Here is a 21,266-nt window from a genome sequence, read left to right on the forward strand (position 1 = left end):
AACAACCCCGTTGTTCGCAGTCGGATACCAGAATCCACGGCAGACTGATTCTGTGCAGCAGATGAATACAACCCCATTGTTCGCAGTCTGTTTCTTGTTGCTCTTGAAACCTTCTGGTGCACCGTTATGATTATACAACCAGCCTAACTAGTTAGGGCTGCGCCCAGCCTACTCACGAATAACCCTGACAATGTACCGTCCTAAAGAACTCTATAACCCTTATACTGGGGGAGGGGGCAACACCAACTAACGGGTCTGATCATGTCGAAATTCGACTCTGATCATTTCTGGAAAATTTCCAGCAAAGCTGGTATCTATTGCCCTGATGTGAAAATTAACCTATCTGGTGGGTAATTAGAAAGTTACTTTTTATTGTTACTTTCTATAGTTAGACGATGAATCTATGCCTAACGTCCCTAATCAGTATGAACCTGATCAGGGCACATTTTTTGATTAATGCATGTTACTTGGTTACTTGATTTGCGGAAATTCGATTATGAAATTGCTTTCCCCTGTAGAACCGTTTTCTGCTGTGAAAATAGGAACAGTTGAGTTTTCACCGGTTCCAAGGTCTATCTGAATTTCTTTTGTCTCCCCGGGGTGAATAACGTTCCCAAGGATATTTATCGCATAATCTGCGTCCTTCCTGACCGTGATGTTTGCCGTTTGTATACCCTTAGCCAGTGAGCCATCGTTACGTCGTAGCTGTCCCGTCCGCATGACGGCCAACGGTGTGTTGTCACTGGTTTTTAGCGCCTTTACAACACCCAAAGTTTTCAGCTTCTCAAGGGTGACCAGGTTTTTTGGGTAATAGGCGAACTGAATGCTTTTTTGAGTAGTGTTACCTTTCGCGTCGGTAGCATATGCGGTTAGTGTATATTTGTCCGTATTTGCATCCAGACTGGGGAAGAGACGAGGGTAATCAGGTGTATAACTACCGTCCGTATTCTGGTTAAACCCCAAGATAACGCTGTCCGACGCTGGTCCTCCTTTAAGTTCAAGTCTAACAAGGCTGGGTGCTGTTAACTCATCATTTAGCGTTATACTGATGTTCTCAAGCCCGAAAACAGTAGCACCGGGGGATAGCGGCGCATTTTCATATTTAAAATTAACAACAGGAGGTGTCTTGTCGTTAATCAGATTTATGAATGGTGATGAAGTTTCATTGTTAAAGCTGTCCTTTGCCAGAAAGCCTAAATTGTATTTACCTTCGGCCAGTTTGCTGAGATCAAAACTGTATGTGTAATCCTCGCCAGATAGAGCTGTTTGGATACCTGACAGTAGTTGGTCCCCGGTATCTGAATCAATCAGAGCAGCAGATTTGAGTTGCAACAAATCGCGGAATTTTCCGCGCCCTGGTTGCGTCACAAATAAGAGTACAGTTTTGTTTTCCTCCTGGTAACTATATCCAGTTATCTTGGGTAACAGATCAGTGTTCCAGTGATGTCTTTTTTCTACAGTGACTGATGAAAGTGTTTTATCCATATCAGTCAATCTGAAGAAGTATGTTGTAATACCATTCCCTGATTTCGGAATAGACCATGATACCGCACCAGTACACTCAGTCTCACCAGCAGGTATCTGACAAATCTCAGTATTTCCACTCATCGCTCTCTGACCATAACTTCGCGGAGACGCAGTGATCTTTACAGAGCTGAATTTCACGGGTAGATCTTTGGAATCCCAAAGATAGCTGCCTGCATTCATTTCACCTTTTATATCTGATGTTAACCATACTTCAGGTGCTGCCGGGCTGGCCGGAGCCTCACTTCCTAAATTGATATTATAGGAGAGTGAGCCTCCACCCCATTGATATCCGTTATGGATGACGTAAGCTACCTTATAGGCCGTTTTCGCGGATACATAACTGTATCCATTCGCTTCGGAAATAATCGTGCCAAATTTCAAACCAGCTTTACTGTATTCCCTTCGATTATTCGATGGAACCCTGTACACGAGTGTTAAAGGGTTTTGGTTAACGGTCATTCCCGGCTTATATGCTATGTAACCTTCACTAAATCCCGGAACTACGCTTGTTTTAGAAGTCGGGTCATAAACAGCAAATAAAGTATATTCACCAAGATCTGAGTCAAATATGAACTTCTGATCCGGCAAAACTTTATGGTTTCCCGCTTTATCATAGAGCGTCACACGGAAACGATATTCCACATCAGCGTTTGATACAGGCATCCATGATGACCGACTCATATTCCCTTTTGTCCACGGTATTGAAAGGGATGCTGATCCACTGTCATAAACCATATCTGTAGTTGAAAAAACAGTATCATCAGGTTTTATCACCTGAATAGTCGCTTTATCAAAACCGGTGGCAGATTTGACGTTTTTCACATTCAGGTACAGCTTTGCTTCAGCCCCGAGGCCTAGTTCCCAACGCTCACCTGTTAAGACCATATCATATCCGGGGTTTTGGTCCACGCTCAGGTTATCTGACAAAGGCCCTACAGTATCAATAATAAAATTGTGAGACGTGCTGTCGATAACAGTGTTTTGAGTATTCAGGATATCTGACGTTATTACATAACTTCCATCACTCAGTGGTGGCAATGTCAGCGTTTTACCATAAAATTCTTCACCAGTTGATGCCTTTATACGGTCATTGACCGTCACGCTCTCAGTAGTAAAGCTATATACTCCAACCTTTTCTTTCTTTACGGTTACCTGAATTTTTCTGTCGAGTCCCGATATTATTCTTACCTGAATTTTTTCATTTGTATTTAGGATACCTGCTTCCGCACTGACTGATTTATCCGTTCCATAGACATCCTTGAATACATATTCATACACACGAGCATATGAGGGGAGTGAAAAAGCGGAGAGGGCAATTAGTATTAAAGTAGTCTGTAAATTAATTTTCATATCAAATTATTAATCCAAAAAATTCGTGAAGTTTATGCCTTGGAGAAAGTTACTTTTTTCTGATTGCATACTTTTAACAACACCATTTGGTACGAAACGCCACCAGCCCCACATAGCAGAGGCGGTGGCCGTCGATAGTTAGTTAAGTTGTGGGAACTCGATGATGAAGTTGCTTTGACCCGTAGACCCGTTGATAGCCGGAAAAATCGGAACCGTAGAGTTTTCACCAGTTCCGAGGTCAAGCTGTATTTCTTTAGTTTCCCCGGGATGGATCACCGTTCCCAGAATGTTGATGGCATACTCAGCGTCGCTTCTGACCGTGATATTTGCCGTCTGCATACCCTGGGCAAGAGAGCCATCGTTCCTTCTCAACTGGCCGGTACGCATGACTGCCAGAGGTGTGTTGTCACTGGTTTTGAGTGCTTTAACCACGCCCAGTGTTTTCAGTTTCTCCAGGGTAACGAGATTTTTAGGGAAGTAGGCGAACTGAATACTTTTTTGGGACGTATTACCTTTAGCATCTGTGGCATATGCAGTGAGAGTGTATTTATCCGTCGACGTATCCAGAGTAGGAAACAGCCGTGGGTAATCAGGTGTGTAGCTACCATCAACATTCTGGTTGAAACCAAGGACTACGCTATCAGATGCAGGCCCCCCTCGTAGTTCCAGGCGGAGAAGAGTAGGTTTAGTCAGCTCATCGTTTAGTTTAATGGATATATTCTCCAGACCATAGACCGTGTTGCCGGAGGTGAGCGGGGCATTGTCGTAGTTAAAGCTGATCTCAGGGGGAGTCATATCATGCACTAACGTGATGAATGGAGAAGATGTTTCATTTTCGAAGGTATCTTTTGCCAGAAAGTTTAAGTCGTATCTTCCTTCAGCCAACTTACTTAAGTCAAACGCATAAGTATAATCTTCACCAGAAAGCGCTATTTTGGCTCCATTCAGCACCTGCATACCTGAATTAGCATCAATCAGTTCAGCGGACTTAAGCTGAAGTTGATCTCTGAAGGTACCATTACCGGGTTGGGTAACAAATAAAAGTACTTTTTTCTTATCTTCCTGATAGTCATATCCCTTTATCCTCGGTAGAAGGTTTGTGTTCCAGTAGTTCCTCCTTTCCTGATTAATTGATGAAAGTGTCTTGTCCTCATTATACATTTTAAAAGAATATGTCACGCCTCCATTGCCACTTTTAGCAATTGACCACGGTACCGGCCCGCTGCACTCAGTCTCACCTGGTTGGATTTGACAGATTTCCAGGTTACCTGTAAATGCTCTTTGGATATAATTTCTCGCAGAAGCACGGATCCTCGCTGAAATAAATTTCACCGGTAGATCACTTGTTTTCCATAAATAGTTAAAAGAATTAATTTCACCTTTTGTGTCCGTCGTGAGCCAAACGCTACTAGGCATTTCCGGTCCGACAGGCGTGTCGGGACCCAGTTTAAGGTTATAGTTTGCAGTAGCGCCGCCCCATTGGTACCCGTTATGTATATCGTACCTGTTGTTATATGCTGTTGTTGCCGCCACATAGGCGTAACCGTTAGCTTCTGAAATGATAGAGCCAAAACTTAAACCAGCTTTGTTGTATTTCCTTACATTGTTGATGGGGATACGATAGATTAAGGTAATCGGGTTTTGATTAACTGTCATACCCGCTTTATAAGCTATATAACCCGAAGTGAACCCTGGAACAACGCTTGTTTGCGCTTCGGGGTCCCGTATAGCAATAAGAGTGTATTCACCCAGTTGGTCATCAAATACAAATTTCTGTTCCGGTAATACTTTTCGGGAGCCTGCTTTGTCAAAGAGTGTAACCCGGAAACGATACTCTACATCAGCATTTGATGAAGGCATCCAGGAGGCCTTTTTCCGGTTCCCTAAAGTCCATGCAGCAGACAGGGAGGAAGACCCGCTATCATAGTCCATAGCAGTAATGGAATAGACGCTATTATCGGGATTAATAACCTGTAATGTAGCTTTATCGAAACCAGCGACTGCTTTAACGTTGTTAACGTTCACATATAGTTTTTGGTCGGCTCCAAGGCCCAGTTCCCACCTTTCTCCCTGGGTGACCATTTCATACCCCGGTTTCTGTAAAATGCTCAAATCGTCCGCTGTAGGGCCCACACTATCTATGGTGAAATCCTGTGTGGTGGAGTCGACCAGAGCACCCTGTGTGTTAAGTATTTCAGAGATAACCTGATACGGTCCATCACTCAGGGGAGGAAGCGTGATGATTTTCCCGTAGAACTCTTCACCTGTTGATGCCTTAATTCGATCACTTACCTTAATGCTATCGGTTGTCGTGCTGTAAACCTCCGTTCCTGACTTCCGGACAGATACGTGTACTTTGCGATCTAGGCCGGAAATCAGGCTCAACTGAATTTTTTCGTTAGTGTTAAGAATGCCGGTTTCCGCACTGACTGATTTCTCCGCACCGTAGATATCCTTAATGGTGTACTCATAGACCCGTGAATGCGATGAAAAGGACATCGTCGCGAGGATTATCGTTGTCAGCAGTTTTATCTTGGTATTCATTTCAGATCATTCCCAGCAGGCTTGTAATCAGAGTTGAGAAAGTAACTTTTCTCTCTTCCTGGCCGTCATATTCGGCGTTGTCGTGTTTATCCAAAAATTACCGGCCCAACAGCAGGGACCCGTAATCGTGAGTCGCTATTTAATTTGCGGAAACTCAATGATGAAATCGCTTTGCCCGGTAGCGCCGTTTGTTGCCGGGAAAATTGGGACCGTTGTGTTAACACCAGCGCCGAGGTCTATCTGGATGTCTTTGGTTTCGCCCGGCTGAATGACAGTACCCAGTATGTTGATCGCATAATTAGCGTCAGTCCTGAGCGTGATGTTGGCAGTTTGTACACCCTGAACCAAGGAGCCATCGTTCCGCCTAAACTGCCCGGTACGCATGACGGCCAGCGGAGTGTTGTCGCTGGTTTTCAGCGCCTTCACCACACCCAGCGTTTTGAGTTTTTCCAGGGTTACAAGATTTTTCGGATAATAGGCGAACTGAATGCTTTTCTGAGTGGAGTTCCCTTTGGTATCCGTTGCATACGCCGTCAGGGTATATTTATCGGTATTTTCGACAAGGGTAGGGAACAGACGTGGATAATCTGGCGTATAGGAGCCATCGGCATTCTGGTTGAAACCAAGAATCACGCTATCAGATGCGGGGCCACCTTTCAGCTCAAGGCGTTCGAGAACAGGCTTTGTCAGCGCGTCATTCAGGCTAATCGCGATGTTCTCCAGCCCATACACGGTAGAACCGGAAGCAAGCGGGGCATTTTCATAATTAAATATGACGTCTGGGGGGGTCATATCGTTCACCAGCGTGATGAACGGCGATGACGATTCATTATCGAAGGTGTCTTTGGCAAGGAAGGAAAGGTTATATTTGCCTTCCGGGAGAGCTCCCAAATCAAACGTGTAGGTGTAATCATCACCAGCAATCGCTGTATTGGTACCGGTTAACACCTGGACATTTGAATCCGCATTAATTAGAACCGCAGACTTGAGCTGCAATTTGTACCGTAAACTGCCGTTCCCCGGTAGATTCACAAATAGCAGAACCTTTTTCTTGTCTTCCTGATAATCATAACCAGTAATTCTGGGCAACTGGTCAGCATTCCAGTATTGCCGCCTTTCAGCATATTGTGAGAAAAGGGTGCCATCTGAGTTGGTCATCTTGAAGAAAAAACCCATATGGCCGTTACCACTTTTTTGAATATTCCCAACAATTTTCCCTTCACACTCCAGCTCGCCGACAGGAATGTTACATAAGAAACCTCCGGTATTAGACATAGCCTTTTGAATGTAATTTCGTGCCGACGCTTTCACGCGGGCAGTAAGAAATGTCACCGGGAGATCGGATGTTTTCCAGAGGAAATCATATGAGCTTACCGAGCTTTTCTTGTCCGAGGTAATCCACACGTCAGGAGTAGTCGGGCTTACCGGCGCATCTGCACCCATTTTAATATTGTAGGTTACACTGGCCCCCCCCCACTGATAACCGTTATGGATAACAGAGAGCGTCTGGTAAGGGGTCGTGACCGACACATAGCTGTAGCCGTTAGCCTCAGAAATTATGTTCCCGAAGGCCAGCCCACCTTTTCTGTACTCCCTGCGGTTCGTAGAAGGGACACGGTAGACAAAAGTAATGGGATTCAGATTGACCGTCATCCCCGATTTATATTCAACATACCCTTTACTGAATCCGGGTATAACACTGGTTTCAGCTGTAGGGTCATACACCGCGACTAGCGTGTATTCGCCTAAATCCGAGTCAAAGAGGAACTTCTGATCCGGCAGGACTTTTCGGGTACCTGCCTTGTCGTATAGCGTGACACGAAAGCGATATTCTGTATCCGCATTGGACACCGGCATCCAGTCGGCTTTAACCGCGCTCCCCTTAGTCCACGGAACAGAAAGCGATGCAGAACCGCTATCGTAAACCATGTCCATTTTGGAATAGACGGTATTATCGGGATTTAAGATCTGGATAGTAGCTTTATCAAAACCGGCCGTCGCTTTCACATTTTTGACGGTGACATATAGTTTTGCTTCTGCCCCCAACCCCAGTTCCCAGAGGTTTCCGGTAAGCACCATGTCATATCCCGGACGCTGGTCAATCCTCATGTTATCGGCTGTGGGGCCAGACGTATCAATCAGGAATGATTGAGTTGTCGAATCAATAAGGGCATCCTGGGTATTCAATATTTCCGAGGTAATGGTATACAGCCCTTCACTTAACGGTGGCATGGTTATAACTTTCCCGTAAAACTCTTCATCTGATGATGATTTGATGCGATCGGCAACTTTCACGCTTTCTGTCGTCGTGCTGTAGACATTCGCGTCGCCTTTTTTCACCGTCACACGGATTTTCCTGTCCAGCCCTGAAATCAGGCTAAGCTGGATTTTCTCCGTGGTGTTCAGCTTCGCTGAATCGGCGCTAACGGATTTCTCCACACCGTAGATATCTTTTATTGTGTACTCATAAACACGGGAATGGCCCGGCAATGAAAGGGTGCCGAGGATTAATGCCGCCATAAGTTTGAGTTTGAATTTCATATCAGTACCAGTCTAAATCATGGTTAAAAGGTCGCATTGTGAGTCGCTCTTAACCACTGACGGAGCGATACATGCCAAAAAGTTACTTTCCTTCTCCGTTGCAAAAACAACGCATGTTTATGATTCTGCTCACCTGGCCTACGGCTTATTTCACCTGCTCGAGAACAGCACGCCTGCTCTTCTGGGCTGGCGAATGTAATGAGCGATTCCAGACCAGCGTTTTTTCGTAAATCGTGATGAAACCAAGACGAATTAGCTCCTGCTTAATCTGCTCGTTCAGCAATGAGCAGGATTTTTGCCCTGTCACATTTGAAAGGTAATTTTGTAAGCCCATTGGCGTGGCAGGGAGCGATTTAGGGGAGGATGCGCAGGAAAGCTTCAGTCTGTTAATCCAGTACCCCATGTCATGCTCTTTGGCTTTCATCACTTTCTTTGTTGAAGCCGTGTCTTTAACCGGCTGCGGAGCGGGCAGGGCTGGAGAGAACCTTGTACAGCTGATCCCTGCTGCTTTAAGACGGGCAATAATGCCGTCATAGCCCTTGTCACGGGAGATAACAGAGAAGTGTGACGTATCCCCGGACAATGCGGTCAGCTGGCCGAGTTCCAGAACCAGATGGAAATCAACATTGTTTTTGGATACCTCAGTCGCCGGAATAATGCATACAGAAATTGCAGAGCTCAGGGACGTAACGGGAATTTTAATGTTTTCCTGTTTAGCGCCCGTGAAGAAAAGCACTTTGTCAAAGTCATGAAGGGAAACCCCCTCAAGGCTTCCGATATTTTCATAATCAATCAGGGCAATTCTGGTTTTGGAACTGAGCATTATTCTCTCCCGAAAAAACAGGTTGGACTAAATATCAACTTAATCACCACCAGCAGCCCAAAAGTAACTTTTGGACCTATGTACACTCCCGCCACCCGGTAAAAGTGACTTTTTACGGCGCAAATACTGACTAAACGTGCTGGTTCTGATTAAACATGGCTACGGCCATTGGTCTGGAACCACTGGTATCATCTACCTCTACGGCAATATCTATCCAATGGTCGGGGTCGGATACCCAGTCAATCAGCTCTTTAAGGGACAGGCTGTATCTGAACTTAATTTTCTTAATGCTGTCATTGTCAAACCAGTTAATTCGGTTCACATGCTGTTTGATGTAGTACACATCCCATGAGCCATGGCCCAGAAAGTCCTTACCCCACTGCCGCTTATGCTCTCGCCAGTCACAGGGCAGAACGTCTGCACGAAAAAGACTGTCTGTTATCTGATAGATATCTGAAAACCCGACCTCGCTATCGGGGATCATTTCCAGGTACAGGTATCCGGCAACCGGATGCTTCGTGCTAATGACCACGTGTTTCGAGCTCATCATAGTTCCGTTTTCCGTATGAACAGACCTAACGCCAATAATCCAGTTATATCAAAATTTGTTTCAGAAATTCCTGAATAACAGGACAAAAAAAATCCAGAGAGGAAAGAAATGCGGGACAAAAAGGGTCTTTCAGGATCGCTTATTTTGATATCGTCTATTAACTATTCCATCCCGAGATGTTCAAATGACGCCAGTATGCAGCGCGGGAAATGTGAAAACAGAATGTGCAGCAAGAAGAAAACGACATAGAAGGAGAGGGAGGCTCATTCACATCACTGATGACAGCTATATTAACAGCAGAATGCTTGATCAGATATCCGACGACGTGATGTATTAGGAAGCATTCAGAAAAGGAACTTAACGACGAACGTAAAAAAACACACTCCACGGCCTTAAAGTACCTTTAAGTCGGGAAAAACCAAAATTTTCTATGTTAGATTATTATCTGTTTTAGTAGGCCAGAACTAAACCAGTGCCCTGTCTGGTAAAAGGGAGTGGCGGTAGCTTCTGAAAATTGAGTTTAACTTCCAGATTATTCAAGCGGGATGTATATGCATGCAACTCATCTGACGAAAAAATTTAATGTTTTGGCGGTCGTCTATTTCACAATCATTGCTTGTGGTCAGATTGTTCTGTTCCCTCATTCTCAGCCCATTTTCCTGTTCCTCGTGACTATGGCTATGGCGGTTCGCTTATTTACCCTGCGGCCTCAATATAAAAATTTACGATTTCTGGTTTTGTCCATCATCTCACACCACCTTGTTTTTACCATTCTTTCACTCATCCAACTCTATATCGATGCTAGGTATAGCAGGGCAAGTTTCATTGAGTATCAGATGGTTTATGCGCCTTTGCTCATCGGGATGGGATATGTGTATTTCAACGTATGGAGAGCGCGTACCTAACATCCTTCCGACCTCTTTGGTTAAAAGAGCCTGCATGAATTGTTCTACCCACAAAGCCATACCGCTGACCTTTTCTTGTGAAGTGGCAACAGGTACAGGTGTCCCCGTTAAGGGGTCAGACTGTTGTACGTTACCGGGTTAATAACGAGTATCGGGAATTGACCAGCGATACCCATTAGACAGGATTAAACATGTTGATTAACAATAAAGTTAAAAAAGAAATAAAGGCAAAAAGAAAGAAGGCGTCCAAAATATTTTGGACGTGCAATTACATCGAAAAGAAATATCTAGAACCTATTGTACTAGCCCTACTTTGGTTATCTGGGATACCATTGCTGGCATATCTTAAGCTATCCCCGCAATGTTCACCTTTGACAGCATTGCTGATATACGGATTTGGGATTATTACAGTACTTTCTGTATGGTTCTATTTGGATCTTCCTAAAAGCTGGATTGATTTACTTGACCGTCAAATTTTGAAGTACCGATCAGATACATCATTCATTGATGTACTCAAAAATGTGCACACTGAAGACTTTATTGACCATGGCAAGATAATAGTACCAATTCTCGACATTAAATATTGGGCTGTTAGCCAAGAATGCCAACTGAATAGACTGCTTAGGAAAGAAAATAGCGTCAAAATCAAAAAATAGGTAGTTGTTAACCTTAAAAGTTTTGAAAGTAAAAAGGATTGATGTCCATTCATTAATTTTCAATTATCAAATTGCAGAAAGTTACTTTCTGGGGGATCTATGTCTGAAAAGATATTCAAAAGGGGGGGGGAGCTCATAGAGTTGCCCTCTCACAACAACAATACCGTAAAAACCGAGATGCAGACCAGGACAGAAAAACCCAAAACGAAAATCACCAAAGCGCAAAGAGAAGAGCTCAGATTAAAATTTGCGTGCAGGTGTGCCTACTGCGGCTGTGAACTGAAAGAAAAGGGCTGGCATGCCGATCATGTAGAGCCAGTTCGTAGAGATTTCGATATAGTTCGCGCGCCCCAGGGGAGTAGGGTGAGTCACGTCGCACGAAGCAATGGACGAGTATTTCATCCTGATCGCCATGATTTAGATAATCTTTTCCCTGCGTGTTCAGCATGCAACCTTTTCAAAGCGACATATTCGATCGAAGGGTTCAGGGAACAGATTGCCCACCAGCCTGAGCGTGCTCAAGCATACTCAGTCAATTTCCGCACAGCCCAACGATTTGGGCTGGTAACGGTTATTGAGAAACCTGTGGTTTTCTGGTTTGAGGCGTACGATGCCTCAAAAGAACTTGAACCCCAGCTTTCTTATTTTTTGGCACACCGGGAGGCTTATCAGGATTGAGGTTTGCTGTCTTTTCTTGGACTGATGTCGGCTTCTTTAATCCGTTCCTCAGCTTGCATTCCGGTATAGATACATATAGCACTATTGTAATTATTAAAAGCAATCTGACTTTTGAAATCACAAAAATATGCAGGGTTCTTTGTCGCTATAGTATCGCCTTTCTGGCACTTCCCCTTCAGGCCTTCAATCAATGAGTCATTATCGGTGCCCATACATGCTTTGCCAGTTGGGGTTATACCTTCTTCCTTACAGCCAGAAAGAAAGACTGTGGCACAGATCAACACTGTAAGCATTTTTTTTTGCATTGTTCCCATTCCCTGTTATACATGGTTTTTCAATTATAGACATTACCTGGTCTGATGCATCTACCAGTAATTGTATCGCGTCTATCTGGCTTAATGCCTCAACATGGTAAAAACGGATAAACGCATACCATCTCAGCTCCCCCTTGACCCAAAACTTCCGGCCAATTTTGATGACACCCCTAATAGTGAACGAAGCAAAGAACAGCTAAATAGCTGCGCGGAATAGTAGATCACTGAAAGGGAACTCAGCCCGGATTGTGCGATCTGATCAATCGCCAAACCAACCAAAACCACCAACCGGACTGAGCGATGCCGATCATAGCACCAATACCCCGTGGCGAACGACGCCTGATGCAGAAAGCTATTCATAAAACGCGCGATAAAAATCATGCCCGCAGACTCACGGCCATGCTGATGCTTCATCGGGGTGAACGGGTCAGCGATGTTGCCAGAACTCTCTGTTGTGCCCGTTCATCCGTTGGTCGCTGGATTAACTGGTTTACGCACTCAGGTATTGAAGGCCTGAAATCCTTACCCGCAGGGCGCTCCCGACGCTGGCCTTTTGAACATATCTGCACCCTGTTACGTGAGCTGATAAAGCATTCTCCCGGCGATTTTGGTTATCAACGTTCACGCTGGAGCACCGAATTACTGGCAATAAAAATCAACGAGATAACCGGTTGCCAGTTACATGCAGCAACCGTTCGCCGCTGGTTGCCATCTGCGGGGCTTGTATGGCGCAGGGCCGCGCCAACTCTGCGTATCCGTGACCCACATAAAGATGAAAAGATGGCGGTAATCCACAAAGCGCTGGATGAATGCAGCGCAGAGCATCCGGTATTTTATGAAGATGAAGTGGATATCCACCTTAATCCTAAAATCGGTGCGGACTGGCAGTTGCGCGGACAGCAGAAACGGGTAGTGACTCCGGGGCAGAACGAAAAATACTATCTGGCCGGCGCACTGCACAGTGGCACGGGTAAAGTTAGCTACGTGGGCGGCAACAGCAAAAGTTCAGCGCTGTTTATCGCTCTGCTGAAGCACCTGAAAGCCACTTACCGGCGGGCGAAAACAATCACGCTGATCGTTGATAACTACATTATCCATAAAAGCCGCGAAACACAGCGCTGGTTGAAAGCAAATCCCAAGTTCAGGGTAATTTACCAGCCGGTTTACTCGCCGTGGGTGAATCATGTGGAACGGCTATGGCAGGCACTTCATGACACGATAACCCGTAATCATCAGTGCCGCTCAATGTGGCAGTTACTGAAAAAGGTCCGCCATTTTATGGAAACCGCCAGCCCATTCCCCGGAGGAAAACATGGTCAGGCAAAAGTGTAGCGGTATTAGGCGCAGCTATTTAGATGAATGGTGGGATCATCCTTATGGGATCACTAAACCAGACGGCTCATTTACTGACAGATGTCTTAACGGTGGAGCGAGGGACCGCTCATCGGTGCTTGGAAAGGTAAGAACTTACGAAGAGGCTTGTGTCCTGGCTCACGACGCCCAGGCAAAATGGGTCAATACCCGTCTGAAACCTATCTTCATGTACTCTAACGAACCGCCCTTCAGGCTAGTGGTTCAGTCCCAGCGACCAGATTACGAAGAAAGCATCATTGGGGAGTTCAATACTATTGATGAAATTAATTTGTTCTTGTTAAAGCAGCACCCCACCCGAACTACTTGAATTACCTCCGACCATCGACACAAAACTCATTGATCTTGAGGCCCTGGCCTGGTATGGGAAAGAGCTTGATCTCGCTGCCTCCAGACTAAAGGCTGAGCTTATGGCCATTTCTGTTTTGCGTGAGGAGGTCAGTATGGCCGTTCGTAGGAAAAAAGGAGACGCCAGTTAGCGGCGGGCTGTGGGATTACCGGCGTTTATCAATAGTGTCAACTATCAAGCTTATGTAAGCAGACCTCGAATCTTCACTGTCGGACTGTCTTGCATAGGCTTTTTTTATTGCTCCATCGGAGAGTGGATGCTTCATATTGAGGAATAACATTACCACCAACACATCAATACAGCGGGCGGATGCAAAATACTCATAGATATAATCGTACGTTGTTTTTTTAAAATCGCCCCCCACTGAGCCGAGGTCAATCAGCGCTGCGATTATCTCTCCTGCCTCGCCATTCCTAACAGTTGGCTTCAACTGGCTTAGTTTTCGTTTCAGAGCCTCCTCGCGATCTCGTTGTTGCTGTAGATAATCAGAAAGGCTATTAAACATTCAAACTGGTCCTGTGCATTCTAATCCCACCTATCATACGGACATTCTTAAAATCTTGGAACCAGGGAAAGATACGGTCGGATCTAGACCGGTGGTGGGGGAGTATCGACTTTTACCTTTCGAAAACACAGTCGTTTTATAAAAGGGGTTGCTGCGTACCTAAAATAAGGTACAATTTGTTTGAAAGGGAAGGCTACGGAGCCGCCCATTAACTGCCTAAGGAGGCGTTCATGTCAACTATCCCTCAATTAGCTAAGCTGGGTTTTTCCTCAGATGTTGTTCCTGTGATCAATACCCCAGCGCCCAATATGACTCGCGGATTTGAGCGCTTTCATATCAGCTATAACAGTTCATCTGCCGGGTATGGCTGCGATACAACTGCTCTGGTTCTGGATGGCCGTGTGTTTTTCGTACTGAACGGGGACCATGCCTGTGATATGACCAAAGCTGCCGCAGCACGCGGTATCGATGGCTGCATTGACGTCTTCATAGACCGTATCGAGTCGGCTAGTCGACACAGCGAGCATAAAATGGCAATTGGTCTGACAAACGATGAGTTCGGATTGATGCCGACCGCGCTCGCTGTCATCGGAGAAGAGAACATCCTCCGTCTTCTATCTGCTGTGACAGGAAACGCTCAGGACTTTTCAGCGTACGGTATTAATCAGACTTAACCATTCTCAGCCCCTACTGACCCATAACTTTTGAGGCTTGTATGAAACTTGAAGATTTAACAGGTGACGACCGTACTCTGGTTGTAGTCGCTCTCCAGGCTCTTTTCCGGGAGCGAACTAACTCATATCATGCAGCCTGCACCGCCTGCCAGCTTGCAGGCGAGAAACCACCAGCTGAGAATCTTATTGGCGTGGAGGAAAGTATTTCGGCAATTCGCCGGATGGGAGCTCTCCCGCAGAGATGAAGCCAGATATGAAATCAACCAATGAGAACGAAAACAGACGCGGATTGCTCATCAGTGCAGGTCAGTTGCTGTTTGGTGAGCGCTGGCAAACAGAACTCGCCAGAGCCCTTGGACTGTCGGACGGCAGACGCATCCGGCAGTGGCTTTCTGGTGACAGACCAATACCTGTCGGTATATGGGATGACCTGCGTGAACTCCTGGAGGACAGAAGCTCCAAAATGGAGCTGATAGTTAAACAGATTCAAGCCAGTAAGAAAGATAAAATGTAGGTACCTGCAGCTGACCATTAACAGGAGGCATAATGACGCAACAATTTTCTCCTCCGTATGAGGTGGTGGAAATGTCCCGGCGTATTTTTGAAAATTTAATCTCCAGTACTCTTAAGACATCTGATACCACAGGAACCTGCATGTATGGTTCGATTCTGGTTTCCATGCTACTGGAGAAATTTTCTGGGGTCAGGACGCGTATCGCCGGTGGTGATGGTGTTGGTGATGGCGGAATTGTCACCCCTGAAGGCATGAAAGGGCATTACTGGGTTGTCGCTAACGTTCATGGCATGCACTTTATTGTAGATATAACTGCCGATCAGTTCGGTATGGACAGTATCATATACAAAGGTCTTAAGGATGCCCCGGAGTACGTGGAAGGGCACCAGGCTGTAGTAGATGAGCATGTTGCTGATAGTTTTCAGAAGCTTTTTCAAAGCTACTCTTCAGAGGATACCCGGCTATGAGCCCTGTCAAAAATGGCGACATCATGAAACGCCTCAGAAAAATGATGCCCAAGACCGTTGAGCCTGCATTCAATTCACCTGAGGAGTTGTTGCAATGGCAGCGGGAACAGGGACAGCTTCGCTCGGAGGCCCTTGAGCGCGAGAATAGAGCTATGAAAATGCAAAGGACTTTTAACCGGTCAGGGATACGTCCTCTGCATCAGAATTGTTCATTTGATAACTACTTAGTTGAATGTGAGGGACAAATGAAAGCACTCATGCTCGCCCGCCAATATGTAGAAGAATTTGAGGGGAACATCGCCAGTTTTATTTTCTCTGGAAAACCAGGCACTGGCAAAAACCATTTGGCAGCAGCAATCTGTAATGACCTCTTGTTGCGGGGAAAGTCAGTTTTAATCATAACGGTTGCAGACATCATGTCGTCCATGAAAGATACCTTCGGCAACAGGAATACCAGTGAAGAACAACTACTGAACGATCTCAGTAAAGTTGACCTTCTGGTCATTGATGAAATTGGAGTGCAAACAGAATCACGCTATGAAAAAGTTATCATCAACCAGATTGTTGATCGCAGGTCATCATCAAAACGCCCTACGGGGATGCTCACTAACAGCAATATGGAAGAGATGAACAAACTTGTAGGTGAGCGCGTGATGGACCGCATGCGTCTCGGAAACAGCCTATGGGTAGTGTTTAACTGGGAAAGCTACCGACATCGTGTTTCTGGAAAAGAATACTGAATCGACTGGAAAAACAATGAGAGTACTGCCTGGCAGAGCACGTTATACTGGTTAAAATCACAGATATTATTTGCGCTGGGTTAAATGAGTGATAGAATATCACGCATATAACCTGTGGAGGCAATAATGTCTGAATTTGATTCCCTTGCGGAAGAGCTGGTGGAAGAGGCACGTAATGAAGAGGCCAGACAACAGCAAAGGGACCTGTCCCTGATAGGGAAAGTCCTTGAAATCTATGATCAGAAGTTTGTTGCCGAACTTTTGCGTAAGCTGGGAAATTCAGACTGGACCAGGGAGACCCTGAACCGCTGGATTAACGGGAAATGTGGGCCACGTTCACTTACCGTAACTGAGGCATCGCTTCTTGAAAGACTGCTCCCGCAGCCGCCAGCAAACCATCCCAATTATGCTTTTCGCTTCATCGATCTCTTCGCCGGTATCGGCGGTATCCGTCATGGGTTTGAAGCCATTGGCGGCCAGTGTGTTTTCACAAGTGAATGGAACAGCTATTCAGTCAAAACTTATAAAGCAAACTGGTACTGCGATCCCGAAGCGCATATCTTCAATTCGGACATCCGCGATGTGACACTCAGTCATAAGGAAGATGTCAGCGAAGAAGATGCCTACGCCCATATCGATAAATCGATACCCGATCATGATGTTCTGCTGGCTGGTTTCCCGTGTCAGCCCTTTAGCCTTGCAGGTGTGAGCAAAAAAAACTCACTTGGCCGTAAACACGGTTTTGAATGTGACACCCAGGGGACCCTATTCTTTGATGTGGCTCGTATCATCATGGCAAAAAAACCGGCCATCTTTGTACTCGAGAACGTCAAGAACCTCAAAAGCCATGATAAAGGGAAAACTTTCCGTGTCATTATGGATACCCTGAATGAGCTCGGTTACGACGTTGCTGATGCTGAAGCTACAGGTGCGGATGATCCAAAAGTTATAGATGGTAAGCATTTCATCCCTCAGCACCGGGAGCGTATTGTTCTGGTGGGCTTCAGACGTGACCTGAATTTAAGTCAGGGATTTAGCCTTGCTGACATTTCTTCGCTGTTTCCTGAAAGAAAAGTGCTGTTCAGAGAACTCCTTGACAGTGATGTTGATGATAAATACACACTAACGCCAAAGCTGTGGGATTATCTCTATAAATACGCCAAAAAACACCAAGAGAAAGGTAATGGCTTTGGCTTTGGCCTGGTTAAACCAGACGATGATAAAGCGATTTCCAGAACAATATCAGCAAGGTATCACAAAGATGGCAGTGAATCGCTTGTTGATCGTGGTTGGGATAGCGAACTCGGTGAAAAAAACTTTAATGACCCTGATAACATGGCCAGACGTCCTCGGCGTCTAACACCGCGTGAGTGTGCCCGGCTAATGGGATTTGAGCAGCCAGGGAAAGTAACTTTTCGAATCCCCGTATCCGATACTCAAGCTTACCGCCAGTTCGGAAATTCCGTCATCGTGCCGGTCTTTGATGCAGTAGCGAAATTGCTGGAGTCACGGATCATCGAGGCTGTAAAGGCCCGGAAATAAATGCACTAAAAGAGCCCCAAGGGGCTCTTCAAATATCTATGCTGGTATCATCCCATGCGCATACGACTCTCGCCAGATGTGAGGGGATGTCACCAATAGAGTTTTTTGATTTCATCAATAAACGCAGATAGTGACATTAACTCACCCCTGATTTCCTCAGGAAAGGCCTTATGCAACCCTACCGGTACAACGAGCCGTATCCCCTCAGACTGCATTTCCCTGAACTGGGCCACAGAGACGCCCTGCTGTACGGTGAACAGGTGTACTGTATCAATTCTGTCAGCCTCATTCAGTACCTGCCGCCAGCGGTCCTTACAGGTGGTTTTAACCCCCAACATGCGTAACCGTTCAGCTGGGTAATCAGGATCGTGATAGGCAGCACCGGAAGGAAAGATGAAATCGGGTTTTTTCTTACCTTCCGTGATAGCCTGGGTTTCAAAGCTCGTTGCACCGTGTTCTTTGAAAAGAGATTCAAGATGGAGCTCAAGACTTTTCCCGGCACGAGACTTCCTCCGGTTACTCACTGAATTAGCAAGCGTAATAAAATCATTCACCGTAGCAAAGCCTTCGGCTATCTGACCCAGCACGTGCAGTTCCTCAACGGCAAGAAAAATTTCAAACTCAATTTTCCTCCTCCGCGTCAGTTGTGAGTCCGGGTCGTCAGTTGTTCTATCGTAATGACATGCGGCAAAACTAATAATCTCCCTTCCTGAAGGGAAGTGGTGAGTCCATTCGGGTGGAAGCTTATACTTTGTTCTGCCAGGAGAAGTTTCTGTAACGAACCCTCCAATTATTTTATCTCCCGGACCAAATATCGTTGCTCCCGGGATAACTTCACCAATAATTGGTTCAAGAATATCTTCCTCGGTCAGGTCCTTGCAGACCCAGACATCACAATAACTGGATGATGTTCCAGGCACATGGTCGAAGGCGAGAAGTGCCAGAGCGCCGGTATTCTCCGGATTCTGGAGAGGATTTTGTCTACCAAAGCCCGTCAGACGCTTTTCATCACGGGTGCCCCCGAAAAATTTATTGTTGTAGTAAATGGCCCTTACATCATCAAGGTCAGGGCAATCAGGATGAGATGACACGTGAACAGAAAAAAGAGCTTCAGGATTTCTTAACTGAGTATCACGGAGGGAAGGAAACAGCTCATCAATGACGGCTCCCGGCATGTAAAGACCAGACTGGTGGGATCTTGTAGCACCGGTATCGTTCGCGGATAAGCGCTTAACGTATACCCAAACATTCGCAGAACACTTTGTTTGCAACCACTCCGCCAGAAGGCTCATTCAAACCTCAACACCATAAACATTCGCTGTTTATGCACGATGTTACGGATCCTGAGGGTAGAATCAAGGCAAAAGAGAGTGAGCGTGGCTGTGAGGATAAAAGGTGTAACTATGAATTCATTCGTATGTTCAGGAGGTTATGCTAAAAATAAGCATACACCATCACTTAATAATTTATTAAACCACAAGGACATCTGAATTAAATTTTATCACTATCTTCACATTATATTCATATTCGCACTTACATTTAAATATAAAAACAAAAGTTAAAAAATAGAACGGTGTGATTTCATCTTTATAATTATTCACTGTTTATGAGATGAGTATTCCCATCTGCATTAAAAGATACCCGCCTAGAAATATAGGGGATTGACGAAGCGACTTTAAATGCAAGAATAGATATGCACGTTGTTCTAAGAAATGGAAGACACACAGGAAAGAACAGTGTTTTCGTTCTTACAGGTCAACATAGTGCGAACTAAATATTTTTTATTACAATCAAAATGCGGGATTTCATTGACTAAACATTTATATGTGGAAAAATAGATTCATCCCGTATCACTCAAGAAGGTAACATATGATAATCCGTGACAAGATTACCGCAGAATTGAATTACCAGGCATCTGTAGAAGGAGAGACGGGTAATATAAAAATGTGTCGTATTATTCTGGAGTCTGTGAACAACATGGTTGTTTACAATACAATGGTAAAGGTAAAAAAAGCACCAGGCTCTGACTCAAAAACCGACGATGAGCAGTATTTCCACTATGTAAAGTCCTGGGTGGTTCCGTTCATTGAAAAAATGCATGCAGTCAATGACAAATGAATGCAGCATAACTGAAAGGAAGAACTCATGGCATTACTGATATCAGCAGACGATCGCATTACAAGGCTATCCCCTCTGGACCTGGAAGGTAGCCGTGATAATGACGGTGCATTCTCGCTTGCAGATATGCAACAACTGGTCGGTGGTTACATTGAAGCTGTGAAGCTCAACCCTGTAATCGTTCATGAAAACATTCGATATTGCTGGTTGGTTATTAATGAAGAAGGAAAGCTTCTATCCTTACCAGTAAACAAAAATGCAACTATTCTGGTGAAAAGTGTTATCGGCCCTGACGACTATATAGTCGGAAATGCGTTGATGCTCGAAGAAACCGAATTTCAATAGCTTAACAACATGGCTTTGAATGTTTTTTTATGAAGTTTTGGTCTTTATATTAGCCTGTCATTGACAGGCTTTTTTATAAAAATCATGGTGTTGGGATTTAATCTAGGTGCAAGCAGAAAGTTACTTTCTTTTTGACATTCCTAAGGAAATATTTAGAGCTAATATATCAGGTTTAACATTAACAAGTTGCAATAAACATTCTCTATGGCCATATGTGCTACCTCCGGATTTATCGATATAGACTTCACCATTAGCTCTCTTTCTTTCCCTTCCGTAACGTGCTGCGTATGCTTCTGGCATATTTTTTGAGCAAATCTCGCAAGGCCCCAGGTAGTCACTACTCCGACCCGTTGCTCTGGTGACTTTAATCATACGACCTGTCGGTTCATTTTGAATCATTACAATTCCCCCCTATAATCTAAATGAAATATAGGATTCGTGCCTACCCATTAAAATAGTTAAAAATTAGCAAGCCAAACACACCAAATACACTAAAATAGAACGTAGCAACAATGATTCTGGCAGACACGGTTGGTGTCATCCTTGCATTAAATGCGCAGATGAAAAGCGCAATGGTTGCAACAGTTTTTATAATGTAACCTGGAAATACATTGCTTTCGCCTATAATCTTGCCGACCTGTGAGCTTAACAGGCAAAAAGCTAGAATAACAAGCGGGCTCAACCATTTTTGGTTTCGACTAAAGTAAGAATCACTTTTTTTGTTATGCATACTCATATATTTTTCCCTTTTTT

General features: G+C 45.0%; 20 protein-coding genes. 10 read left to right on the forward strand and 10 right to left on the reverse strand.

Annotation, left to right across the window (positions count from 1 at the left end):
• Window positions 1-471 precede the first annotated feature (471 nt).
• The 5 genes from KB892_RS27680 to KB892_RS27700 form a co-directional block, all read right to left on the reverse strand.
• On the reverse strand, window positions 472-2,877 hold the full coding sequence (locus KB892_RS27680) for an Ig-like domain-containing protein (RefSeq protein WP_101992389.1): 2,406 nt from the start codon (window positions 2,875-2,877) through the stop codon (window positions 472-474).
• A 138-nt stretch (window positions 2,878-3,015) separates the two neighbouring features.
• Window positions 3,016-5,421, reverse strand: coding sequence for an Ig-like domain-containing protein (locus tag KB892_RS27685; protein WP_085013582.1), 2,406 nt, complete (start codon window positions 5,419-5,421; stop codon window positions 3,016-3,018).
• Window positions 5,422-5,556: 135 nt separating this feature from the next.
• On the reverse strand, window positions 5,557-7,962 hold the full coding sequence (locus tag KB892_RS27690; RefSeq protein ID WP_065813287.1) for an Ig-like domain-containing protein: 2,406 nt from the start codon (window positions 7,960-7,962) through the stop codon (window positions 5,557-5,559).
• A gap of 145 nt (window positions 7,963-8,107) precedes the next feature.
• Window positions 8,108-8,785: an NYN domain-containing protein gene (locus tag KB892_RS27695; protein ID WP_025368617.1), complete on the reverse strand. Its 678-nt coding sequence runs from the start codon at window positions 8,783-8,785 to the stop codon at window positions 8,108-8,110.
• Window positions 8,786-8,915: 130 nt separating this feature from the next.
• Window positions 8,916-9,335 (reverse strand): hypothetical protein, encoded by a 420-nt coding sequence (locus KB892_RS27700; RefSeq protein WP_065813288.1) that lies wholly within the window; start codon window positions 9,333-9,335, stop codon window positions 8,916-8,918.
• A 1,096-nt stretch (window positions 9,336-10,431) separates the two neighbouring features.
• Between KB892_RS27700 and KB892_RS27705 the strand changes: the two genes are divergently transcribed.
• Both KB892_RS27705 and KB892_RS27710 read left to right on the forward strand, forming a co-directional pair.
• Complete coding sequence (locus tag KB892_RS27705; protein ID WP_048995638.1) at window positions 10,432-10,896, forward strand: hypothetical protein; 465 nt, start codon at window positions 10,432-10,434, stop codon at window positions 10,894-10,896.
• Window positions 10,897-10,995: 99 nt separating this feature from the next.
• Entirely contained in the window at window positions 10,996-11,574 is a 579-nt protein-coding gene (locus KB892_RS27710) for an HNH endonuclease (protein ID WP_101850616.1), read from the forward strand.
• Here KB892_RS27710 and KB892_RS27715 read toward each other — a convergent pair.
• A complete protein-coding gene (locus tag KB892_RS27715) occupies window positions 11,565-11,879 on the reverse strand; it encodes a hypothetical protein (protein WP_004181824.1) in 315 nt (104 codons plus the stop codon). The genes KB892_RS27710 and KB892_RS27715 overlap by 10 nt on opposite strands.
• 309 nt (window positions 11,880-12,188) lie before the next feature.
• On the opposite strand from KB892_RS27715, the gene KB892_RS27720 reads away from it, so the two are divergent.
• Window positions 12,189-13,220 (forward strand): IS630-like element ISEc33 family transposase, encoded by a 1,032-nt coding sequence (locus KB892_RS27720; protein WP_004176137.1) that lies wholly within the window; start codon window positions 12,189-12,191, stop codon window positions 13,218-13,220.
• Between the two features lie 533 nt (window positions 13,221-13,753).
• Here KB892_RS27720 and KB892_RS27725 read toward each other — a convergent pair.
• Window positions 13,754-14,113, reverse strand: a complete 360-nt coding sequence (locus KB892_RS27725) for a hypothetical protein (RefSeq protein ID WP_004196726.1) — start codon at window positions 14,111-14,113, stop codon at window positions 13,754-13,756.
• A 230-nt stretch (window positions 14,114-14,343) separates the two neighbouring features.
• Here KB892_RS27725 and KB892_RS27730 point away from each other — a divergent pair, with 230 nt between their 5' ends.
• From KB892_RS27730 to KB892_RS27750, 5 genes are all read left to right on the forward strand, one after another.
• Window positions 14,344-14,787 carry a hypothetical protein gene (locus tag KB892_RS27730; RefSeq protein WP_101850617.1) on the forward strand — a complete coding sequence of 148 codons (444 nt, stop codon included), beginning with the start codon at window positions 14,344-14,346 and terminating at the stop codon, window positions 14,785-14,787.
• A 253-nt stretch (window positions 14,788-15,040) separates the two neighbouring features.
• Window positions 15,041-15,301: a PWWP domain-containing protein gene (locus tag KB892_RS27735; protein WP_004026466.1), complete on the forward strand. Its 261-nt coding sequence runs from the start codon at window positions 15,041-15,043 to the stop codon at window positions 15,299-15,301.
• A gap of 32 nt (window positions 15,302-15,333) precedes the next feature.
• Window positions 15,334-15,768 (forward strand): hypothetical protein, encoded by a 435-nt coding sequence (locus KB892_RS27740; protein WP_004026465.1) that lies wholly within the window; start codon window positions 15,334-15,336, stop codon window positions 15,766-15,768.
• Window positions 15,765-16,508 carry a DNA replication protein DnaC gene (gene dnaC / locus KB892_RS27745; protein WP_004026464.1) on the forward strand — a complete coding sequence of 248 codons (744 nt, stop codon included), beginning with the start codon at window positions 15,765-15,767 and terminating at the stop codon, window positions 16,506-16,508. The genes KB892_RS27740 and dnaC overlap by 4 nt, the downstream gene beginning before the upstream one ends.
• A 126-nt stretch (window positions 16,509-16,634) precedes the next feature.
• Window positions 16,635-18,050, forward strand: a complete 1,416-nt coding sequence (locus KB892_RS27750) for a DNA cytosine methyltransferase (RefSeq protein ID WP_004026463.1) — start codon at window positions 16,635-16,637, stop codon at window positions 18,048-18,050.
• 89 nt (window positions 18,051-18,139) lie between these two features.
• Here KB892_RS27750 and KB892_RS27755 read toward each other — a convergent pair whose 3' ends face one another.
• Window positions 18,140-19,342, reverse strand: coding sequence for a type II restriction endonuclease (locus KB892_RS27755; protein WP_004026461.1), 1,203 nt, complete (start codon window positions 19,340-19,342; stop codon window positions 18,140-18,142).
• Window positions 19,343-19,919: 577 nt separating this feature from the next.
• Here KB892_RS27755 and KB892_RS27760 point away from each other — a divergent pair.
• Window positions 19,920-20,168, forward strand: coding sequence for a hypothetical protein (locus tag KB892_RS27760; protein ID WP_004181828.1), 249 nt, complete (start codon window positions 19,920-19,922; stop codon window positions 20,166-20,168).
• A 27-nt stretch (window positions 20,169-20,195) separates the two neighbouring features.
• On the forward strand, window positions 20,196-20,513 hold the full coding sequence (locus KB892_RS27765) for a DUF3846 domain-containing protein (RefSeq protein WP_004181829.1): 318 nt from the start codon (window positions 20,196-20,198) through the stop codon (window positions 20,511-20,513).
• Window positions 20,514-20,633: 120 nt separating this feature from the next.
• On the opposite strand, the gene KB892_RS27770 is transcribed toward KB892_RS27765, so the two are convergent.
• Window positions 20,634-20,912: a hypothetical protein gene (locus KB892_RS27770; protein WP_124036897.1), complete on the reverse strand. Its 279-nt coding sequence runs from the start codon at window positions 20,910-20,912 to the stop codon at window positions 20,634-20,636.
• Window positions 20,913-20,955: 43 nt separating this feature from the next.
• On the reverse strand, window positions 20,956-21,249 hold the full coding sequence (locus KB892_RS27775; protein ID WP_004196694.1) for a hypothetical protein: 294 nt from the start codon (window positions 21,247-21,249) through the stop codon (window positions 20,956-20,958).
• Window positions 21,250-21,266: the final 17 nt, after the last annotated feature.

The sequence above is a fragment of the Klebsiella sp. P1927 genome, assembly GCF_018204675.1.
Lineage (GTDB): Bacteria > Pseudomonadota > Gammaproteobacteria > Enterobacterales > Enterobacteriaceae > Klebsiella > Klebsiella pneumoniae.

Excerpts from the sequence above, each read along its gene's own strand:
- KB892_RS27765 (WP_004181829.1), top strand. The coding sequence starts at position 20,196 with ATGGCATTACTGATATCAGCAGACGATCGCATTACAAGGCTATCCCCT.
- KB892_RS27730 (WP_101850617.1), top strand. The coding sequence starts at position 14,344 with ATGTCAACTATCCCTCAATTAGCTAAGCTGGGTTTTTCCTCAGATGTT.
- KB892_RS27775 (WP_004196694.1), bottom strand. The coding sequence starts at position 21,249 with ATGAGTATGCATAACAAAAAAAGTGATTCTTACTTTAGTCGAAACCAA.
- KB892_RS27770 (WP_124036897.1), bottom strand. The coding sequence starts at position 20,912 with ATGATTCAAAATGAACCGACAGGTCGTATGATTAAAGTCACCAGAGCA.
- KB892_RS27685 (WP_085013582.1), bottom strand. The coding sequence starts at position 5,421 with ATGAATACCAAGATAAAACTGCTGACAACGATAATCCTCGCGACGATG.
- KB892_RS27740 (WP_004026465.1), top strand. The coding sequence starts at position 15,334 with ATGACGCAACAATTTTCTCCTCCGTATGAGGTGGTGGAAATGTCCCGG.
- KB892_RS27695 (WP_025368617.1), bottom strand. The coding sequence starts at position 8,785 with ATGCTCAGTTCCAAAACCAGAATTGCCCTGATTGATTATGAAAATATC.
- KB892_RS27710 (WP_101850616.1), top strand. The coding sequence starts at position 10,996 with ATGTCTGAAAAGATATTCAAAAGGGGGGGGGAGCTCATAGAGTTGCCC.
- KB892_RS27700 (WP_065813288.1), bottom strand. The coding sequence starts at position 9,335 with ATGATGAGCTCGAAACACGTGGTCATTAGCACGAAGCATCCGGTTGCC.
- KB892_RS27760 (WP_004181828.1), top strand. The coding sequence starts at position 19,920 with ATGATAATCCGTGACAAGATTACCGCAGAATTGAATTACCAGGCATCT.
- KB892_RS27725 (WP_004196726.1), bottom strand. The coding sequence starts at position 14,113 with ATGTTTAATAGCCTTTCTGATTATCTACAGCAACAACGAGATCGCGAG.
- KB892_RS27735 (WP_004026466.1), top strand. The coding sequence starts at position 15,041 with ATGAAATCAACCAATGAGAACGAAAACAGACGCGGATTGCTCATCAGT.
- KB892_RS27720 (WP_004176137.1), top strand. The coding sequence starts at position 12,189 with ATGCCGATCATAGCACCAATACCCCGTGGCGAACGACGCCTGATGCAG.
- KB892_RS27755 (WP_004026461.1), bottom strand. The coding sequence starts at position 19,342 with ATGAGCCTTCTGGCGGAGTGGTTGCAAACAAAGTGTTCTGCGAATGTT.
- KB892_RS27680 (WP_101992389.1), bottom strand. The coding sequence starts at position 2,877 with ATGAAAATTAATTTACAGACTACTTTAATACTAATTGCCCTCTCCGCT.
- KB892_RS27705 (WP_048995638.1), top strand. The coding sequence starts at position 10,432 with ATGTTGATTAACAATAAAGTTAAAAAAGAAATAAAGGCAAAAAGAAAG.
- dnaC (WP_004026464.1), top strand. The coding sequence starts at position 15,765 with ATGAGCCCTGTCAAAAATGGCGACATCATGAAACGCCTCAGAAAAATG.
- KB892_RS27750 (WP_004026463.1), top strand. The coding sequence starts at position 16,635 with ATGTCTGAATTTGATTCCCTTGCGGAAGAGCTGGTGGAAGAGGCACGT.
- KB892_RS27690 (WP_065813287.1), bottom strand. The coding sequence starts at position 7,962 with ATGAAATTCAAACTCAAACTTATGGCGGCATTAATCCTCGGCACCCTT.
- KB892_RS27715 (WP_004181824.1), bottom strand. The coding sequence starts at position 11,879 with ATGCAAAAAAAAATGCTTACAGTGTTGATCTGTGCCACAGTCTTTCTT.